Origin of the sequence: Streptomyces sp. NPDC006552 (assembly GCF_040611655.1) — a bacterium.
Taxonomy (GTDB): domain Bacteria; phylum Actinomycetota; class Actinomycetes; order Streptomycetales; family Streptomycetaceae; genus Streptomyces.
The window spans coordinates 1-17,838 of sequence record NZ_JBEXOS010000017.1; the positions used below are offsets into that span (position 1 = coordinate 1).

Genomic DNA, 17,838 nt, shown 5'->3' on the forward strand with positions numbered 1-17,838 from the left:
GCGTTCACCCCGGGGCTGATCGCCAGTCTCGAACCGTGGATCACCGAACTGACCGGGCAGCTCCTGGACACCGCCGCCGGGGACGCCTTCGATCGCCATCTCATCGGGGAAGGCTGCGCGTAGCGCATGCCTTCAGGGGCGCGGGGAACTGCGCGACCGGCCCCCACCGGGCCCGCAGACGAAAACGGGGGCGCACGAAGTGCGCTTTGAGGGGCGCGGGGAACTGCGCGAGAAGCCCCACCGGCCCGCAGGCGAAAACGGGGCGCACGAAGTGCGCTTTCAGGGGCGCGGGGAACTGCGCGACCAGCCCGCGCCGGGGCGGCGGGGAATGGCGGAGTTATGCCGGGGGGGCCGTTCTGGTGACCAGGTGGTGGAGGAGGGCCGTTACCCCGGAGGGACCGTCGAGGACGAGGTCCGCCCGACCGGCCAGCTCAGAAATGACCGTGTCGGCCGCGACAAGCACCCCCGCCACCCCCTCCAGCCGCAACTTCTCGACCGCCGCGAACGCGGGCAGGTCCCCCAGGTCGTCCCCGGCGTAGAGAACCGACTCGGCGCCCACCTCACGGACGTACTCCGTGAGCGCCACCCCCTTGTCGACCCCCGGCGGCCGCAGCTCGAGCACCATCCGGCCGGGCTCCACGACAAGCCCGTGCCGCGCGGCCAACGCCCCGAGCGGCTCACGCAGCGTCTCGAACGCTCCCTGCGGATCGGCCGCCCGCCGCGTGTGGACCGCGACGGCCCGCCCCTTCTCCTCCACGTACGTGTCGTGCCACAGCCCGAACTCTTCGAGCACCCCGGGGAGTTCGGAGCGCACCGCGGCGACCCCGGGATGCGGCGCGGGCGCGCTGACGGTGCCGCTGACCGCGTCCCACCGCTCGGCGCCGTAGTGCCCGAGGACGACGAGGTGTTCGAGGCCGGGCACGCCCGCGAACCCCCCGTGCCGCACCGCGACCCCCGCGGGGCGTCCGGTGATGACGGCGACGGAGGCGACCCGGGGCGCCAGCGCGGCCAGCGCCGGTACGGCGTCGGGGTGGGCGCGGGCCTGTTCCGGGTCGGCGACGATCGGCGCGAGCGTCCCGTCGAAGTCCACGGCGATGACGCTGCGCGACGGGCGGGCGACGATGGCGGCCAGCCCGTCACGGCCGGCGGAGGTGGTCGGGGTCAGAAGGTCGTCCTCATGGCTCACCATGCACCCGACCCTATCCGCGCCCCGGTTTCCCGGACCCCGGCCCCGCGCCACGCGCCGGGCGTCACCGCTCGGACCGCTTGCCCTCCCGCACGCGCCGCAGCCGGTTCACGGTCACCGGGGCGAGGCGGAGCGCCCGCGGATCGTCCAGGAGGGCGTTGAGCACCTGGTAGTAGCGGACCGGCGCGAGGTCCAGCTCCTCGCGGATGGCCCGCTCCTTGGCGCCCGGCGACGGCCAGCCCCGCCCCTCGAAGGCGAGCACCGCCCGCTCGCGCTCCCCCAGCGACTGCGGCGGCTCCGGCGATTCCATGCCCGTCACGCTACTCGGCGGCTTCCGCGGCCGCCGCCTGGTTCTGGATCCGGCCGAGCACGGCGCCGGCGCTGCTGTCCGGGGAGACGGCCGCGCCGATCTGGTCCTTGATGTCGGCGCTGACGGAGGCCCAGGACGTCTTGCCGACGGGGTAGATCTCGGAGTTGGTGAGGCTCGCCAGGAACGGCCAGAGCTTCTTGTCCCGCTCGGCGCCCGACATGGCCTCGGAGGCGCTGTTGGTGACCGGCAGCAGGTTGTACTCGCGGGAGAACTCCAGGACGTTCTTCTCGCTGTAGACGTAGTTGAGGAAGTCGCCGACCTCCTTGCGGTGACCGTTCTGCTTGAAGGCCATCATCCAGTCGGCGACGCCCATCGTGGACTTCGCCGGGCCGTCCGGCCCCGGCAGCGGCACGGTGCCGTACTCGACGCCCTGCTTCGCGGCCATCTGCATCAGCGTGGGGTGGCCGTTGAGCATGCCGACCTCGCCCTTGGCGAACGCGGCGAAGGCGGCGGCCCGGTTGAGGCTGCCGGGCGCGGTGGGACCGGTCAGGCCCTTGCCGACGAGGTCGTTCTTCAGCCAGTCGAACGTCGCGACGTTCTGCTTGGAGTCGATCGTGTACGAGCCGACGTCGTCGGTGTAGCCGTCGCCGCCGCTCAGCATCCAGATCATGGTCTCGGCCTGGGCCTCCTCGCGGCCCAGCGGCAGCGCGTAGGGGATCTTCACCCCGTCGGCCTTGAGCGCCTTGGCGTCGGCCGCCAGCTCGGCCCAGGTGGTGGGCGGGGTGATCCCGGCGTCCTTGAAGAGCTTCTTGTTGTAGAACAGCAGCCGCGTGGAGGAGGCGAAGGGCATGCCGTACTGGGTGCTGTCGATCTTGCCCGCGTCGGCGAGCTGGGAGAGGTAATCGGCCTGGGTCGGCACGTCGAGCAGGTCGCCGACCGGATAGAGCTTGTCGGCCGCCGCGTAGTCCGCGTAGGCGCCGATCTGCGCCATGTCGGGGGCGTGGCCGTCGGCGACCATCGTCTTGACCTTGGCGTCGACGTCGTTCCAGGAGTAGACGTCGACGTCGATCCGCACGCCCTCGTGGTCCTTCTCGTACGCGGCGGCGAGCTTGTCCCAGTACTTCTGCGAGCTGTTGCCCGCGGAGTCGCCGTAGTCGGCGGCGACCAGCTTCAGCGTGACGTCGTCCGACCCCGCGCCGCCGCAGGCGGTGAGTGCGCCCGCCATGCCCAGTGCGGCAGCCGCCGCGATCAGCCCGGTGATGTGCCGCTGCACCGCTGTTCCCACCCTCGTCCGTGTGTCACGTGTGTCACGTGATGATCCGCGGGTCCCCCGGGGGTCCCCCAGGCCCGAACCCTAAGGTCTACACCACCCCGGTTCCCGGCTCGGCAACAGGGCGGTCCCCCACAAGATCCCTGCGAATGGACTAGACCTCTCAAGGGTGTTCGCGCGACACTGTGCGGCGTGGAACATGTCATCGCCCTGGACGTGGGCGGCACCGGGATGAAGGCCGCCCTGGTCGGGGCGGACGGCACGCTGCTGCACCAGGCGCGCCGGGCGACGCTGCGCGAACGCGGCCCCGACGCGGTCGTCGAGACGATACTCGGCTTCGCCGCCGAACTGCGCGCCCACGGCGAGAAGCACTTCGGCCGGCCCGCGCTCGCGGCCGGCGTCGCCGTGCCGGGCGTCGTCGACGAGGCGGCCGGCGTCGCCGTCTTCGCCGCCAACCTCGGCTGGCGGGACGTGCCGATGCGGGCCCTGCTCAGCGAGCGGCTCGGCGCCCTGCCCGTCGCGCTCGGCCACGACGTGCGCACCGGCGGCCTCGGCGAGGGCCGGCTCGGCGCGGGCAAGAACGCCGACCGGTTCCTGTTCATGCCGCTGGGCACCGGGATCGCGGGCGCCATCGGCATCGACGGCCGCATCGAGCCCGGCGCGCACGGCTCGGCCGGCGAGATCGGCCACGTCGTCGTGCGCCCCGGCGGGCTCCCCTGCGGCTGCGGCCAGCGCGGCTGCCTGGAGCGGTACGCGTCGGCCTCCGCCGTCACCCTGGCCTGGCGGGCCGCGAGCGGCGACGAGGAGGCCACCGCGGCGCACTGCGCGCGCGCCGTCGCCGCCGGGGACCCGCTCGCCGCGAAGGTCTGGCAGGACGCCGTGGACGCGCTCGCCGACGGGCTCGTCCTGGCGCTCACCCTGCTGGACCCGCACACCATGATCATCGGTGGCGGTCTGGCCGAAGCCGGGGAAACCTTGTTCACACCGCTGCGGGCGGCGGTCGCGGAGCGCGTGACGTTCCAGACGCTCCCCACGATCGTCCCGGCCGTCCTCGGCGACACCGCCGGATGCCTGGGCGCGGGTCTGCTCGCCTGGGACCTGCTCGACCGCACATCCACCGACACCGCGGAGGTAACCGCCTGATGGCCACAGCAAAGGTGCTCGCGGGCGCCCGGGTGGTACTGCCCACCGGGACCGTCACCGACGGACGCGTCATCGTCGACGGTACGAGGATCGCGGGCAGCGCCCCCGAGAGCACGCCCGCCGTCGACCTCTCCGGCCACTGGGTGGTGCCCGGCTTCGTCGACATGCACAACCACGGCGGCGGCGGCGCCTCCTTCACCTCCGGCACGGTCGAGGAGATCCTCAAGGGCATCCACACCCACCGGCTGCACGGCACGACGACCGTCGTCCCCTCGTTCGTCACCGGCGAGACGGACTTCCTGACCCAGCGCGCCGGGCTCCTCTCCGAGCTGGCCGAGCAGGGCGAGATCGCGGGCATCCACTTCGAGGGCCCGTTCATCTCGCCGTGCCGCAAGGGCGCCCACGACGAGACGCTGCTGCGCGACCCCGACCCGGCCGAGGTCCGCAAGCTGGTCGACGCCGCGCGCGGCCGCGCCAAGATGGTCACCCTCGCCACCGAGCTGCCCGGCGGCCTGGACTCCGTACGCCTCCTCGCCGACCAGGGCGTGATCGCCGCGATCGGCCACACCGACGCCACGTACGAGCAGACGGTCCAGGCCATCGACGCGGGCGCCACCGTCGCCACGCACCTGTTCAACGCGATGCCGCCGCTCGGCCACCGCGCGCCGGGCCCCATCGCGGCACTCCTGGAGGACGAGCGGATCACCGTCGAGCTGATCAACGACGGGACGCACCTGCACCCGGCCGCCCTTCAGCTCGCCTTCCACCACAAGGGCGGCGAGCGGGTCGCGTTCATCACCGACGCGATGGACGCGGCCGGCTTCGGCGACGGCCGCTACATGCTCGGCCCGATGGAGGTCGAGGTGAAGGAGAGCGTGGCGCGGCTCGTCGAGGGCGGCTCCATCGCGGGGTCCACGCTCACCCTGGACCGGGCGTTCAAGCGCGCCGCGACCGTCGACCGGCTCCCCGTGGAGGACATCGTCCGGGCGATCTCCGCCAACCCGGCCCGGCTCCTCGGCATCGACGACACCGTGGGCTCACTGGAGCCCGGCAAGGACGCCGACCTCGTGGTCCTGGACGCGGAGTTCGAGCTCAAGGGCGTCATGCGCAAGGGCGAGTGGATCGTCGGCCCGCACCTGGCGTGAACGGCACGGCGGTCGGCCCCGCGGCTGGGCCAACCGCCGTGACTTTGGCATGATCGGCCCCCGTGAAGCGTTACCGCACGTACGCGCCATCCATCGGGGGGTGAGGTCCTGTGATCCTCACGGTCACCTTGAACACCGCGCTCGACATCACCTACCGGGTCGGGGCGCTGCGTCCGCACGCCTCGCACCGCGTCACCGACGTCACCGAACGGCCGGGCGGCAAGGGCCTGAACGTGGCCCGGGTGCTCGCCGCCCTCGGCCACGAGGTGACGGTGACCGGGTTCGTCGGCGGCGCCACCGGCCGCACGCTCCAGGAACAACTGCGGGGCGCCGACGGCCTGTTCGACGCCCTGGTCCCCGTCGCCGGGCAGACCCGCCGCACGGTCGCGGTGGTCGACGCCTCGACCGGCGACACGACCCAGCTCAACGAACCGGGCCCGCTGGTCTCCGCCGCCGAATGGGCCGCCTTCCAGGAGACGTACGGGCGACTGCTCGGCTCCGCCTCGGCGGTGGCGCTCTGCGGCAGCCTGCCGCCGGGCGTCCCGGTCGGCGCCTACGCGACGCTGATCCGCGCGGCCCGCACCGCCTCGGTCCCGGTGCTGCTCGACACCAGCGGCGAACCACTGCGCCGCGGCATCGCGGCCCGCCCCGACCTCGTGAAGCCGAACGCGGACGAACTGGCCGAACTCACCGGCTCCCACGAGCCGTCGGTGGCCATGAAGGAAGCCCGCAGGCGCGGCGCGCACGCCGTCGTCGCCTCGCTCGGCGCCCAGGGACTACGAGCCCTCACCCCGGACGGCACCTGGCAGGCGCCGCCCCCCGCCCGCCTCGACGGCAACCCCACGGGCGCCGGCGACTCCGCGGTCGCGGGCCTGCTCTGCGGCTACGTGGAGAAACTGACCTGGCCCGAACGGCTGGCCCGCGCGGTCGCGCTGTCGGCGGCCACGGTGGTGGCGCCGGTGGCGGGCGAGTTCGACCGGGCGACGTACGAGCGGCTCGTCGGCGAGGTGCGGGTGACGGATCAGGCCGACGCGGCCTGATCCGTCCCCGGCGTCCCTACTTGTCCTTGGCCAGCCACATCTGGTCGATGTTCGCGTTGCAGGTGTTGCCCTGCTCGCAGGAGACCGCGATCGCGTTCGTCCCCTTGGTGAGCTGGACGATGGCCCACGTGTTCGTCCAGCCCTTCTCCCAGTCGCCTTCCTTGGCGTGGGCGAAGTTGTCCATGTTCAGCGGCCGGGTCTGCTTCGTGCCGTTCACGTTGATCGTGGCGTCGGAGTCCTTGCCGGGCACCCCGTAGTTCACGTACAGCCGGTACGCGCCGTCCTTCGGGATGTCGTTGACCGTCCAGGTCACGCTCGCGCCGACCTGGCTGAAGCCCGCGACGTAGACCCCGCCGGCCGCCTTCGCGCCCTGGACGTCGGAGGCCGTGGTGGTGCCGCCGTCCAGCTTCAGCGCCTTCGCGTCGGTCTTCGGCAGGTCGGCCGGGCCGGCCGGGGCGGACTTGGACGGCGTCGCGCTGGGCTCCACCGTCTGCGAGCCGCCGCTCGGCTTGGAGCCGGCCTCGCCCTTGTCGTCGCCGGAGTCCGCGCTCATCATCGCGACGCCGATACCGATCACCACGGCCGCCACGACGGCGACCGCGCCGATCAGCAGCGCCTTCGTGTTCGGCCCGCGGCCCCGGCCGCCACCGCCGCGCCCGGGCTGCTGCGCGCCCGGCTGGGTCGGGGCGCCACCACCGGGCAGCGTCTCGGGCGCCTGGTAGTAGGCGTTCGGCTGGTTGTACGCGGCCGTCTGCTGCTGCGGGGCCTGCTGCTGCCCGTACGGAGCCTGCTGGCCGTACTGGGTCTGCTGCTGGCCGCCGTACTGGCGTTCACCGACCGCGCGGACGTGGTGGTACGAGGAGCGGGGACTCGGGTAGCCGTAGCCGCCACCCCCGCCGCTGGGCGGGGTCGCCCCGGCCGCCTGTCCGTCGGCGTACAGATAGCCGAACGGATCGTCGTCCTCGGGCGTGGTGCTCGCGCCGTTGTTGCCGGGCGCCATCCCTGATCACTCCCTACGCGTTTGCTTACCGGGGCGAGCGTACCCGCTGCGAGAACCCCGAAGACGTGGCCTTGACCTCACCGGCACCGGGGAACACGGCGCTCCCCACCGGTCAGCCGGCCCGCCGGTGCTGCTTGGCCCGAGACCTTTTCTCTACGTACATCCGCTGGTCAGCGGAGCGCAGCACTTCTTCCGCGGTCATCCCGCAGTGCGCCCATCCGATGCCGAAACTGGCCCCCACGCGCACCGCGCGGCCGTCGACACGAATCGGCGGAATGATGGCGTTCCGCAACCGGACCGCAAGATCTTCGGCGTCCGCGCGGCCGAGCCCGTCGGCCAGGACCACGAACTCGTCGCCGCCGAGCCGGGCCACCGTGTCCCCGTCGCGCACCCCGCTGGTCAGCCGGCGGGCGACCTCGATGAGCACCGCGTCCCCCGCGTTGTGCCCGAACCGGTCGTTGATCGACTTGAAGCCGTCCAGGTCGCAGAAGAGGACGGCGAGCCCCTTGGTGCCGTCGTCGGGCCCGGCCGGCTCGCCCGCCGCACCCTCCGCGCCCTCCGGGGCGATCAGGTGCACGTGGCGGTCGAAGCCGTCGAACCCGTCGTACAGGCCGGACTGGGACGGGACCGGCAGCGGCGCGGCGTAGTCGAAGCCGGGCCCGTCCGGCGGGGCCGCGAGCCGCCCGCCCTGGCCGCCCAGGTCCCCGTAGGCCGCATCCAGCGAGTCGACCGCGCTCGGCCTGCCGGTCTCCCGCGGGCGCCGGCACAGCCGGGCGGAGAGCCGGGCCCGCAGCTCCGCCGAGTTCGGCAGGCCGGTGAGGGAGTCGTGCGAGGCGCGGTGGGCGAGCTGCAGCTCGCGGCGCTTGCGCTCCTCGATGTCCTCGACGTGTGTGAGCAGGAAGCGCGGCCCGTCGGCCGCGTCGGCCACCACCGAGTTGCGCAGGCTGACCCAGACGTAGGTGTTGTCGCGCCGCGCAAGGCGCAGCTCCGCCCGGCCGCCCTCGGCGGAGGTGCGCAGCAGGGTGCCTATGTCCTCCGGGTGCACGAGGTCGGAGAAGGAGTAGCGGCGCATCGCGGAGGCGGGGCGGCCCAGCAGGCGGCACAGCGCGTCGTTGGTCCGCAGGATGCGTCCGTGCTGGTCGCCGCCCATCTCGGCGACGGCCATCCCGGAGGGCGCGTACTCGAAGGCCTGGCGGAAGCTTTCCTCACTGGCGCGCAGGGCCTGCTGCTCGCGTTCGAGCCGGACCAGGGCGCGCTGCATGTTGGCCCGCAGCCGGGCGTTGCTGATCGCGATGGCGGCCTGGAACGCGTACATCTGGAGCGCCTCGCGGCCCCAGGCGCCGGGCCTGCGGCCGTTGCGCGGGCGGTCGACGGATATCACGCCGAGCAGCTCGCCACCGGCCGCGCCGGTCGCGTACATGGGGGCGAAGAGGCGGTCGGAGGGGTGCCACTCGTCGTCGAAGCGGGGCGGCGGGCCGTCGGTGAACCACTGCGGCACGTCGTCCTCGTCGAGTATCCAGCCCTCGGTGTACGGGATGAAGCGCAGCTCGCCCCAGGCCTCGCCCATGGCCAGGCGGCGGTCCCAGGAGTCGCGGGAGCCGACGCGGCCGGTGATGAGCGCCTCCGCCGCGCTGTTCCCGGCGAACGCGGCGACGACCAGGTCGCCGTCGGGGCGGACGAGATTGACGCAGGCCAGCTCGTAACCGAGCCCGTTGACCACGCCGTCGGCGACCGTCTGCAGGGTGTCGGCCAGGCTGCGGGCGGTGTTCATGTCCGCCATCACCTGGTGCAGCTGATGCAGGGTCGCAAGACGGACGTAGGGCTCCGACTCGGTCTCCATGCTCAGTTCTCCCCGAGACCTCGACAGCACTCCAGAATCTTGATCGGCTCTCTACGCGCACGTGCAGGAGCACGTTCATCTCGCAGTATCAACGCCACTGAATCACAGCGAGCTGCTCACCCGGTACACAGGGTCAACAAATATTGCCCCCTGTGACTCAAGTCACAAGAGGAGAAGGTGGGTTGAGACGTGCTTGAGAGGGAACAGAGAATGCTTGCCCTTGCGAAGACCCGGCCCGTGCGCGCCCGGCGCGGCGGATACCCGCCGGACGCACGCCGCTCGTCCTAGGACCGCTCCAGGACCGTTCTAGGACTCGTCTCGGCCATCGGTCCGATGTGGCGGGACCCGGGGCGCGGCTAGCGTCGGTGGAGTGCTGAACACTTCTCCTGCCGCCACCGACCCGCCCCCCTCCCCCGGCCCGGCCGCCGGGCATGCTGAGGGGGTGAGCACCGACGAGTTCCGCGCCGCCCTGTCCCGTCTCGCCGCGGGTGTCGTCCTGCTGACCGCCTACGAGGCCCCGCTCGACCCCGAGGGGCCCGCCGGGGAGGACGCGGGCATGACGGCGACGGCCTTCATGTCGGTCTCGCTCGACCCGCCGCTCGTCCTGGTCTCGATCCGCAACGGCTCCCGCATGGACGACCTCCTCGACGACCAGCCCCTGTGGGCCGTCTCGCTCCTGTCGGAGTCGCAGAAGCACATCGCGGGCCGGTTCGCCATGAAGGGCCGCCTCAGCGACCGTCTCCTCTTCGAGGACATCCCTTACGTACGCGGCACGCACACGGGGGCTCCGCTGGTGGGCGGGGCGCTGGCCACGCTGGAGTGCCGCACGGAACAACTGGTCCCGGCCGGCGACCACACCCTGGTGATCGGCCGCGTCCTGAGCGCGACCCTGCCCGTCGCGGAGGGCGGCCCACTGACGTATTTCCGGGGCCGGTACCGGACGCTGGGGTGACGCGGGGTCCTTACGGGCGCGAACGCGTCGCAGCTGCTTGCGCAGTTCCCCGCGCCCCTGAGAGGCCGTCCTTCGGCTGACGCGCCGTCGTGGCTGGTCGTGCAGTTCCCCGCGCCCCTGAGATGCGCACTGCCTGCGCCATCTCATCGCCCCCTGGGGCTGCGGCGAAGCCGCATGCCTTCAGGGGCGCGGGGAACTGCGCGAGAAGCCCGACGGTGGGCAAGCCGAAGTACTGCCCCTTCAAGGGGCGCGGGGAACTGCGCGACCAGCCCCCTCCGGGGCCGCAGACGAAGTACACCCAGCCGAGCAGCCTCCCCGGGATCAACGGCCAGCCGGCACAACCCTGAGGGGCGGGCGGAAGTCCTCTTTCCGCGACGTGCAGGACATGCCCGTCGCGCGCGCCACGGAAAGGGACTCTGTGCGTTCATGGGGATCAAAGCTGATCGGCACCGCTGTCGCGGCCACACTGCTCGCCGGTTGCGGCGCAGGCAGCCCCGGCACCGCACCGGCACCGGCACGGCCGCCCACCCCACCGGGCAAGCTGGTGGACGTGTTTCAAGCAGCTCCCCGCGGGCGGCCTCGTGCTCATCGACTACCTCGACCTGCGCACGGCCCGGTGGCTGATGGCCCGGGACAAGGAGTTGTACGCGTTCCCGCCGTACTACTACATCCACGAGATGTACGACTTCCGGCACCCGGCTGACAGCGGGAACGATTCGCTGGTGATCAAGGCGACGGCCAAAGAGACCTACGGTTACGACGAGAAGGACGTGGACACCGTGGTCTCGTACGAGACCGACGGCAATTACCTGGCGGGCCGCTTCGACAAGAAGGCGATCGCCGCCTCCTCCTCCGCGGGGGCCGGGCTGGAGTCGTTCACGGACAAGGTCATCTACAGGGCGATGAGCGCGCCCAAGGGCGAGACCCTGGCCGACGACCCGTCCTACGTCGCCGTGGCCGACTGCCTCGGCTCCGTCTTCACGGCGAACTTCGACCGCAAGTACCCGCGCAACAGCAGAGCCCTGCTGGCGGCCGTCGGCACCCGGACAGGCAGCGACGGCAAGCCCGTCTCGAAGCTGTGCGCGCTGAGCGGCTCGCGCCGGGACGCCGACGAACTGGCCGGAATGCTGCGTGCGCTCACCGCGAAGGGCGAGCCCTTCGAGGGCGCCGGCGTCGCGGTCGAGGGACAGGACAAGCCCATGGTCATGATGGGCTGGAAGAACAAAGCGCAGCCCGGTCTCCGAGTCGGCCAGCACCCCCTGCTCGGCTACGGGAAATGGGGCGACGCCCGGAAGCGGCCCGCTTTCACCATGACGGACGAATAGAGGTGAGGAGGTCCCTCGCCTCCCCGCGCGTGCGCGGCCTCGGCCCAGCCGGGCTCACCCACCCCCGGGGCGGAGACCCACGGCCGGGGCGGGGACCCACGGCCGGGGCGGGGACCGGGACTGATAGGCGGCACCCCCGTGACCGCCTACCAGTCCCGCCCGGTCCGCCCACGCTTCGTCTCGGACCGGGCCTTCTTCTCCCGCAGCCGCCGCTCGTTGACGCCCCGGGACTTCCGCGTGGGCCGCCGGGCCTTGGGCGGCGGCGCGGACGCCTCCGCCAGCAGCGCCGCGAGCCGCACGGCCGCCGTCTCGCGGTTGCGCCACTGCGAACGGTGCTCGGAGGCCCGCACGGAGACGACCCCGTCGACAAGACGCGACGCCAGCCGCTCCAGGGCGCGCGCCTTCCACACCTCGGGCAGCGCGTTCGTGGCCGCCAGGTCGAACCGCAGCTCCACCTGCGTGTCACTGGTGTTCACGTGCTGCCCGCCCGGCCCGGACGACCGCGAGAAACGCCACTGGAGCTCGGCCTCCGGAAGGACGACCGAACCGCGGATGGGATAGGGACCGGACATGCCTCCATGGTCGCGTGCCCGCGCCGCCGCGTCACCCGGTTTTCCCACGAGTAAAGAAAGTAAAGAGAGCTGGAACCTCCGGTACCCGCTCCGCGTTCATACGGGTACGGGTAGCTTCGGCTACGCATGTACGCCGGGCACGAATGTAACGAGGGAAGGACTCCAGCAATGGCTGTAAGCCTGTCCAAGGGTGGCAACGTCTCGCTCACCAAGGAGGCTCCGGGCCTGACCGCCGTCACCGTGGGCCTCGGCTGGGACGTCCGCACCACCACCGGCACCGACTTCGACCTCGACGCCTCCGCGATCGCGGTGAACACGCAGGGCAAGGTCTACTCGGACGGCCACTTCGTCTTCTTCAACAACAAGTCGACGCCGGACCAGTCCATCGTCCACACCGGCGACAACCGCTCGGGCGAGGGCGCGGGCGACGACGAGGCGATCAACGTGAACCTGTCGGCGCTCCCCGCCGACGTCGACAAGATCGTCTTCCCGGTCTCGATCTACGACGCGGAGAGCCGCTCGCAGAACTTCGGCCAGGTGCGCAACGCGTACATCCGCATCGTGAACCAGGCCGGCGGCACCGAGATCGCCCGCTACGACCTCTCCGAGGACGCGGCCACCGAGACGGCGATGGTCTTCGGCGAGCTGTACCGGAACGGGGCGGAGTGGAAGTTCCGCGCCGTCGGCCAGGGCTACGCCTCGGGCCTCACCGGCATCGCGCAGGACTTCGGCGTCAACGTCTGAGCCGGCCGCAAGCCGACCGCAGCTGACCGGCCGGGTCCCGGGCACGCCTCCCTGCGGCGCGCCCGGGACCCGTCCCGCCGTCCGGAGGGGGACTACGCGGCCCAGACGAGCCGCACCGCGAACCCCGCGATCAGCGCGCTCGACACCAGCCCCGTCACGAGCCGCCCCCGCGCCCCGGTCAGGGCGCGGCCGAGCAGCGCGCCGCCGCCCGCGAGCAGCAGCTGCCAGCTGGCGGACGCGGCGAAGGCCGCCCCGGCGAACGCGGCGCGGGCGAGAAGCCCCTCCGCCGCGAAGCCGCCGCCGAGCACGAGCGCGGCGAAGTAGAGGACGGTCATCGGGTTGAGCAGGGTCAGTCCCAGCAGCCCGGCGTAGGCCCGCCCCGGCGCGAGGTGCGGCCCGGCCGGGGCCCCGGCCCGGCGTCCGCGCACCGCCCGGACACCGCCCTGCACGGCGAGCGCCAGCAGCACGGCCGCCGCCGCCCAGCTCAGCGGGGTCCGCACCGACCGGATCACCGGGGCGAGCGCGGCGCCGCCCGCGACGGCGGCCAGCGCGTAGAGCCCGTCCGCCGTGGCGACGCCGAGCCCGGCGCAGGCGCCGGTCCGCAGGTTCGTCCGGGCCGACAGGGAGACCAGGTAGGCCCCGACGGCGCCGACCGGGACGGCGATGCCGTACCCGGCGAGCACCCCCGCGACCAAGGCCCCGCTCACGCCGGCGGCGGACTCGGCCTCCGGCCCGGGACGGCCCGCTGCTGTCGCCGCGCCGGGCGGGCCGGAGCGGACAGCGGGCGCGGAGCGTGCACGGACGAGGTCATACCGGAAGCCTGCGGGGCCCCGCGCACTGGTGCAACGCATTAAGCGGGCCCCGCGGATGAGGCGGCCTCAGGCGCCGTCCGGTCTGCCGTGCCCGTACAGCCACCCGTCCCACACCCGCGCGAGAGCCTTCGCCTTGCCGGGATTCTTCCGCTCGGTATACGCCGTGAAGTCGCCGGTGTCCGCGTTCCCGTACTTGTGCTCCTCCGGCCAGCCGCGCAGCAGCGCACGGAAGGCGGTGTCACCGATCGTGCGGCGCACCCGGTGCAGGACCATCGCGCCGCGCTGGTAGACGGGCGGATCCGAGAGCTGCGCGGCGGTGGGCGGCACGGCGGGCGGGAAGGCCCAGAGGCCGTCGTCCGCCGGACGGGCGCAGAGCCGGTCGAAGGTCTCCTCGGCCGTGGCCCCGCCGTGCTCCTCGGCCCACAGCCACTCCGCGTACGTGGCGAACCCCTCGTTGAGCCACATGTCCCGCCACGAGGCAGGCGTGACCGAGTCGCCGTACCACTGGTGCGCCACCTCGTGCACGAGCGTGGACAGATCGGGGGCGCCGGGGAAGACGGGACGGTTCTGCGTCTCCAGGGCGTACTCCGCCGCCCCGTCGGGGGCGACGATCGCACCCGCGGAGGAGAACGGGTACGCGCCGAACGTCTTCGTCCCCCAGCCGAGCACTTCGGGCAGCCGGCCGAGGACCCGCGCGCTCGCCTTCGCCTCCGACGGAGTGACCGCCGTGACGACGGGCAGACCCGAGGCGGTCCGCGTCTTCGTCATCGCGAACCTGCCCACGGCGACCGTCGCCAGATAGCTCGCCATGGGCTGCGCCACGCGCCAGGAGAAGGTGGTGCGGCGCCCGTCACGGGACGGCTTCTCACCGGTCAACTCCCCGTTGGAGACGGCCTGTACGCCCTTGGGGACCGTCACCGTGATGGCGTACGTCGCCTTGTCGGAGGGATGGTGGTTGCCGGGGAACCATGCCATGGAGCCGGTGGGTTCGCCGAGGCCGAGCGCGCCGTCGCCGGTGCGCAGCCAGCCCTCCCGCGAACCGTCCGGGTCGGTGACCGTGACGGGCTCGCCGGAGTAGCGGACGGTGGTGCGGAACGTGCTGCCCTCGGCCAGTTCGTCCCGCGGCCGCACCCGCAGCTCCTGCCCGGCCCGGCTGCCCACGGCGCGCCGCCCGTCGACGGTGACCCCGGACACCGTCAGCCCCTTGAGATCGAGGTCGAACGCGCTCAGGTCCTGCGTCGCCCGCGCGGTGACGGCGGCCGTACCGGTGAGGTGGTGCGTGGCCGGGTCGTAGGCGAGATCGAGGGCGTAATGGGTGACGTCATAGCCGCCGTTGCCCAGCCGCCCGAAGTACGGGTCACGAAGGCCCACGGCGCCCGGCGTGCCGTGCACCCCGCCGGAACAGGCGGTCCCGGCGGTGAGCGTCAGCAGCAGGGCCGGGAGGAGAGCGGGACGGAACGGGCGGGGGCCGGAGGTGCGCACCGCTCGATCCTAGGGGCGGCACCGTCCGGCAGAGCGGGCGCGCGGCACCCGCGGCGGGCAACAGCCCCAGGCGGACACCCGGGCCCGCAACACGGCCACACTGCCCGGGTCCCTAGCGGAGCGACGCCACCCCCGCCTGGGCGAACTTCTCGTCCAGGTCGCCCGAGGGCGCGCCCGCGACACCGATCCCGGCGACCGGCGCACCCTTGACGGCCACCGGCGCCCCGCCCGCGAGGAAGAGCGTGCCCGGGATGTCCTTCAGCGTCGGCGCCTTGTCCAGGCGCCCGGCCAGCTCGGAGGTCGGGGCGTTCCAGGACACGGCGGTGAACGCCTTCTTCTCGGCCGCCTCGTACGCCTGCGGGCCCGCGCCGTCGCCCCGCAGCGTCACGATCGTGTTCCCGTCACGGTCGACGACGGCGACGGAGACCTTCTGGTTCTCCTTCTTCGCGGCGTCCAGCGCGGCCCCGGCGGCCTTGGTGGCGGAGGCCAGCGTCAGATGCGTGGTGGTCACAGTGGCGCCGCTCCGGACACCGGCGGCGGACGACGCGGCGGGCGCGGCCGGCGCCGAGGCGCTGGCGGTGACCGCCCCGACCGTACCGGCGGCGACGGCGGCGAGCACGGCAGCGCCGGTGAGCACGGTGGAGCGACGGGAGAGCTTCTTCATGGTGACTCCTGGAGTGAGGGGGCTGCGGGCGCCGGCGTTCACAGGTCTCCGGCGCTGTTCCTTCCGCTCTCCAGCCTGGGGCCGAGGCGGCACCCCGACCGTCGGCGTTCCGGCTGGTCACGGGCGGCCGAGCGGCCGACCCCCGGGTCATCCGAACGGTTGACCCCGGGGGCGCGCAGGCCCGTGACAATGGCAGGGTGTGCCGGGTTCGCGGCCGTGCCGAGCCGTTCGGCACCGGCCGGGCCAGGGCCGTGAAGGAGGTGCGGGCGCCGTGCCCGACAAGCAGCGCCGGACGCCCGCCGACCGGGACGACGACAACTACATGACGGACACCCGCCGCCTCACCACCGTCATGCACACCGCGTTCTTCCTGCTGCTGGCCGTCGCCCTCGCCCGCTTCCTGCTGCGCCACCCCGGCGGCCCGCGCACCCCATGGATCATCGGCCTGTGCGCCGTACTGGCCCTCGTGTACGTCACCGGCCTCACCCGGGACCTCGCGGAACGCCCCACGGCGCGGCAGCGCGCCCGACTGACCGTCGTGGTCGGCGTCTGGGTGGTGCTCGTCGCGCTCGCCCCGAGCTTCGCGTGGTGCGCGGTGCCGCTCTTCTACACCGGCCTGCGTACGCTGCCCACCCGCGCCGCGCTCGTCCTCGTGACCCTGCTGACCGGCCTCGTCATCGCCGCCCAACTGCGGCTCGCCGGCCGCTGGGACCCCGACCTGGTGCTCGGCCCGCCCGCGGTCGTGGTCATCGCCACCGCCGTCTTCCTCCAGATGCAGCGCCAGGACCTACGCCAGCGCGCCCTGATCGACGACCTGATCCGCACCCGGCGTGAACTCGCCGCCGCCGAACGCCGCGAAGGCACCCTCGCCGAGCGACAGCGCCTCTCCATGGAGATCCACGACACCCTCGCGCAGGGCCTGTCCAGCCAGCAGATGCTGTTGCAGGCCGCCGGGCGGATCTGGGACTCCGACCCCGGCCGGGCCCGCGCCCACGTACGCACCGCGGAGTCCGTCGCCGAGCACAACCTCACCGAAGCCCGCCGCTTCGTGCACGACCTCGCCCCCGCGGACCTGGCCCACGGCCTGGAGGGAGCGCTGCGGGCCGTCGCGGCACGGGAGTCCGGCGAGCGGCTCACCGTCCGCGTCCACATCGACGCCGCCGACACGGCGGCCGGGGCCGCGCCGCCGCCGCTGCCCGACCGCATCCAGTCGGCGCTGCTGCGCATCGCCCAGGGCGCGCTCGCCAACGTACGGGAACACTCCGGCGCCGCCCACGCCGCGCTGACACTCACGCTCCTCGACGACCAGGTGGTCCTGGACGTAGCCGACGACGGCCACGGCTTCGACCCCGCGACACTGCCGGACTCCCCGTCCGGCGTACGCGGCCACGGCCTCCCGGCGATCCGGGCCCGCGTCCACCAACTGGGCGGCACCCTCACCATCGAATCAACCCCACCAGAAGGCACGGTCCTCACAGCCGCATTCCCCCTGCCCCCGAACACCGCATGAGGGACCTCAGAGCCGCAGGAAACGACGCAACCCCAGCCACATCAGGGGCGCGGCGAACTGCGCGACCCCCGCACCGACCCAGCCAGATCAGGGGCGCGGGGAACTGCGCAGACCCCCGCCACGACCCACCCGCACCCCACAGAAGGCCCCGAAAATGCCCCGCACGAATCCCCCCGGCCCCGTCAGACTCCTGCTCTGCGACGACCACGCAGTGATCCGCGCAGGCCTGCTCGCCCTCCTGGACAGCGCCCCCGGCATCGAGGTCGTAGGCGAAGCGGGCACAGGCGAGGAAGCCCTCGCCCTGGCCGCCCGCCTCGCCCCCGACGTGGTCCTGATGGACCTCCAGCTGGGCACCGGCATCGACGGAGCGGAGACGACCCGCCGCCTCACCTCCACCCCCGACGCCCCCCACCCGCACGTCCTCGTCCTGACCACCTACGACACGGACGCCGACATCACCCGCGCCATCGAGGCGGGCGCCACCGGCTACCTCCTCAAGGCCGAACGCCCCGAAGAACTCTTCGCCGCGATCCACGCCGCCGCCCAGGGCCGCACCACCCTCTCCGCCCCCGTCGCCAGCCGCGTCATGGCCAACCTGCGCACCCCACGGCCCACGCTCACCGCCCGCGAACGCGACATCCTGGCCCAGCTCGCCCACGGCCTCGGCAACCGGGACATCGCCAAAGCCCTCTTCATCAGCGAAGCCACGGTCAAGACCCACCTCGGCCGGATCTACGACAAGCTCGGCGTCGACACCCGCGCAGGCGCGGTGGCCGTCGCCAAAGAACAGCGACTGCTCCCCTGAACCGCACCGACACCCGCCCCGCCCCGCCGTGACACCAT

At 73.0% G+C, this 17,838-nt stretch carries 17 protein-coding genes; 8 read left to right on the forward strand and 9 right to left on the reverse strand.

Annotated features, from left to right (window positions below):
- Nucleotides 1-337 precede the first annotated feature (337 nt).
- The 3 genes from otsB to ABZY33_RS13065 all read right to left on the reverse strand — a co-directional run bounded on the left by otsB (nt 338) and on the right by ABZY33_RS13065 (nt 2,721).
- A complete protein-coding gene (otsB, locus tag ABZY33_RS13055; protein ID WP_356491607.1) occupies nt 338-1,189 on the reverse strand; it encodes a trehalose-phosphatase in 852 nt (283 codons plus the stop codon).
- A 61-nt stretch (nt 1,190-1,250) separates the two neighbouring features.
- Nucleotides 1,251-1,496 (reverse strand): DUF3263 domain-containing protein, encoded by a 246-nt coding sequence (locus ABZY33_RS13060; protein WP_356491608.1) that lies wholly within the window; start codon nt 1,494-1,496, stop codon nt 1,251-1,253.
- 10 nt (nt 1,497-1,506) lie between these two features.
- A complete protein-coding gene (locus ABZY33_RS13065; protein ID WP_356491716.1) occupies nt 1,507-2,721 on the reverse strand; it encodes an extracellular solute-binding protein in 1,215 nt (404 codons plus the stop codon).
- 237 nt (nt 2,722-2,958) lie between these two features.
- Here ABZY33_RS13065 and ABZY33_RS13070 point away from each other — a divergent pair, with 237 nt between their 5' ends.
- The 3 genes from ABZY33_RS13070 (at nt 2,959) to ABZY33_RS13080 (ending at nt 6,094) form a co-directional block, all read left to right on the forward strand.
- Complete coding sequence (locus ABZY33_RS13070; RefSeq protein WP_356491609.1) at nt 2,959-3,909, forward strand: ROK family protein; 951 nt, start codon at nt 2,959-2,961, stop codon at nt 3,907-3,909.
- Nucleotides 3,909-5,054: an N-acetylglucosamine-6-phosphate deacetylase gene (gene nagA / locus ABZY33_RS13075; protein ID WP_356491610.1), complete on the forward strand. Its 1,146-nt coding sequence runs from the start codon at nt 3,909-3,911 to the stop codon at nt 5,052-5,054. The genes ABZY33_RS13070 and nagA overlap by 1 nt, the downstream gene beginning before the upstream one ends.
- Nucleotides 5,055-5,164: 110 nt before the next feature.
- Nucleotides 5,165-6,094, forward strand: a complete 930-nt coding sequence (locus tag ABZY33_RS13080; protein ID WP_356491611.1) for a 1-phosphofructokinase family hexose kinase — start codon at nt 5,165-5,167, stop codon at nt 6,092-6,094.
- Between the two features lie 16 nt (nt 6,095-6,110).
- Here ABZY33_RS13080 and ABZY33_RS13085 read toward each other — a convergent pair whose 3' ends face one another.
- Both ABZY33_RS13085 and cdgB read right to left on the reverse strand, forming a co-directional pair.
- Complete coding sequence (locus ABZY33_RS13085; RefSeq protein WP_356491612.1) at nt 6,111-7,094, reverse strand: carbohydrate-binding protein; 984 nt, start codon at nt 7,092-7,094, stop codon at nt 6,111-6,113.
- A gap of 112 nt (nt 7,095-7,206) precedes the next feature.
- Nucleotides 7,207-8,934, reverse strand: a complete 1,728-nt coding sequence (gene cdgB, locus ABZY33_RS13090) for a diguanylate cyclase CdgB (RefSeq protein WP_356491613.1) — start codon at nt 8,932-8,934, stop codon at nt 7,207-7,209.
- A 370-nt stretch (nt 8,935-9,304) separates the two neighbouring features.
- On the opposite strand from cdgB, the gene ABZY33_RS13095 reads away from it, so the two are divergent.
- Together ABZY33_RS13095 and ABZY33_RS13100 are read left to right on the forward strand one after the other, a co-directional pair.
- Nucleotides 9,305-9,886 carry a flavin reductase family protein gene (locus ABZY33_RS13095; protein WP_356491614.1) on the forward strand — a complete coding sequence of 194 codons (582 nt, stop codon included), beginning with the start codon at nt 9,305-9,307 and terminating at the stop codon, nt 9,884-9,886.
- A 581-nt stretch (nt 9,887-10,467) separates the two neighbouring features.
- Entirely contained in the window at nt 10,468-11,211 is a 744-nt protein-coding gene (locus ABZY33_RS13100; protein ID WP_356491615.1) for a hypothetical protein, read from the forward strand.
- A gap of 146 nt (nt 11,212-11,357) precedes the next feature.
- On the opposite strand, the gene arfB is transcribed toward ABZY33_RS13100, so the two are convergent.
- Nucleotides 11,358-11,783, reverse strand: coding sequence for an alternative ribosome rescue aminoacyl-tRNA hydrolase ArfB (arfB, locus tag ABZY33_RS13105; RefSeq protein WP_356491616.1), 426 nt, complete (start codon nt 11,781-11,783; stop codon nt 11,358-11,360).
- 168 nt (nt 11,784-11,951) lie between these two features.
- Here arfB and ABZY33_RS13110 point away from each other — a divergent pair, with 168 nt between their 5' ends.
- The gene (locus ABZY33_RS13110) at nt 11,952-12,527 is read left to right on the forward strand and encodes a TerD family protein (protein WP_356491617.1); all 576 of its coding nucleotides are present in this window, start codon (nt 11,952-11,954) and stop codon (nt 12,525-12,527) included.
- A gap of 92 nt (nt 12,528-12,619) precedes the next feature.
- Here the strand turns inward: ABZY33_RS13110 and ABZY33_RS13115 are convergent, their stop codons facing one another.
- The 3 genes from ABZY33_RS13115 to ABZY33_RS13125 all read right to left on the reverse strand — a co-directional run bounded on the left by ABZY33_RS13115 (nt 12,620) and on the right by ABZY33_RS13125 (nt 15,485).
- Nucleotides 12,620-13,234, reverse strand: coding sequence for a LysE family transporter (locus ABZY33_RS13115; protein ID WP_356491618.1), 615 nt, complete (start codon nt 13,232-13,234; stop codon nt 12,620-12,622).
- 171 nt (nt 13,235-13,405) lie between these two features.
- Nucleotides 13,406-14,821, reverse strand: a complete 1,416-nt coding sequence (locus tag ABZY33_RS13120) for a M1 family metallopeptidase (RefSeq protein WP_356491619.1) — start codon at nt 14,819-14,821, stop codon at nt 13,406-13,408.
- Between the two features lie 112 nt (nt 14,822-14,933).
- Nucleotides 14,934-15,485: a heme-binding protein gene (locus ABZY33_RS13125; protein WP_356491620.1), complete on the reverse strand. Its 552-nt coding sequence runs from the start codon at nt 15,483-15,485 to the stop codon at nt 14,934-14,936.
- A gap of 322 nt (nt 15,486-15,807) precedes the next feature.
- On the opposite strand from ABZY33_RS13125, the gene ABZY33_RS13130 reads away from it, so the two are divergent.
- Both ABZY33_RS13130 and ABZY33_RS13135 read left to right on the forward strand, forming a co-directional pair.
- Nucleotides 15,808-16,995, forward strand: a complete 1,188-nt coding sequence (locus ABZY33_RS13130; protein WP_356491717.1) for a sensor histidine kinase — start codon at nt 15,808-15,810, stop codon at nt 16,993-16,995.
- A 154-nt stretch (nt 16,996-17,149) separates the two neighbouring features.
- A complete protein-coding gene (locus tag ABZY33_RS13135; protein WP_356491621.1) occupies nt 17,150-17,800 on the forward strand; it encodes a response regulator transcription factor in 651 nt (216 codons plus the stop codon).
- The last annotated feature ends 38 nt before the right edge of the window (nt 17,801-17,838 follow it).

Bases quoted from the DNA above. Each gene is read 5' to 3' on its own strand.
- arfB (WP_356491616.1), bottom strand. From the start codon at position 11,783: ATGTCCGGTCCCTATCCCATCCGCGGTTCGGTCGTCCTTCCGGAGGCC.
- cdgB (WP_356491613.1), bottom strand. From the start codon at position 8,934: ATGGAGACCGAGTCGGAGCCCTACGTCCGTCTTGCGACCCTGCATCAG.
- otsB (WP_356491607.1), bottom strand. From the start codon at position 1,189: ATGGTGAGCCATGAGGACGACCTTCTGACCCCGACCACCTCCGCCGGC.
- ABZY33_RS13110 (WP_356491617.1), top strand. From the start codon at position 11,952: ATGGCTGTAAGCCTGTCCAAGGGTGGCAACGTCTCGCTCACCAAGGAG.
- ABZY33_RS13060 (WP_356491608.1), bottom strand. From the start codon at position 1,496: ATGGAATCGCCGGAGCCGCCGCAGTCGCTGGGGGAGCGCGAGCGGGCG.
- ABZY33_RS13135 (WP_356491621.1), top strand. From the start codon at position 17,150: ATGCCCCGCACGAATCCCCCCGGCCCCGTCAGACTCCTGCTCTGCGAC.
- ABZY33_RS13065 (WP_356491716.1), bottom strand. From the start codon at position 2,721: ATGGCGGGCGCACTCACCGCCTGCGGCGGCGCGGGGTCGGACGACGTC.
- ABZY33_RS13125 (WP_356491620.1), bottom strand. From the start codon at position 15,485: ATGAAGAAGCTCTCCCGTCGCTCCACCGTGCTCACCGGCGCTGCCGTG.
- nagA (WP_356491610.1), top strand. From the start codon at position 3,909: ATGGCCACAGCAAAGGTGCTCGCGGGCGCCCGGGTGGTACTGCCCACC.
- ABZY33_RS13130 (WP_356491717.1), top strand. From the start codon at position 15,808: ATGACGGACACCCGCCGCCTCACCACCGTCATGCACACCGCGTTCTTC.
- ABZY33_RS13085 (WP_356491612.1), bottom strand. From the start codon at position 7,094: ATGGCGCCCGGCAACAACGGCGCGAGCACCACGCCCGAGGACGACGAT.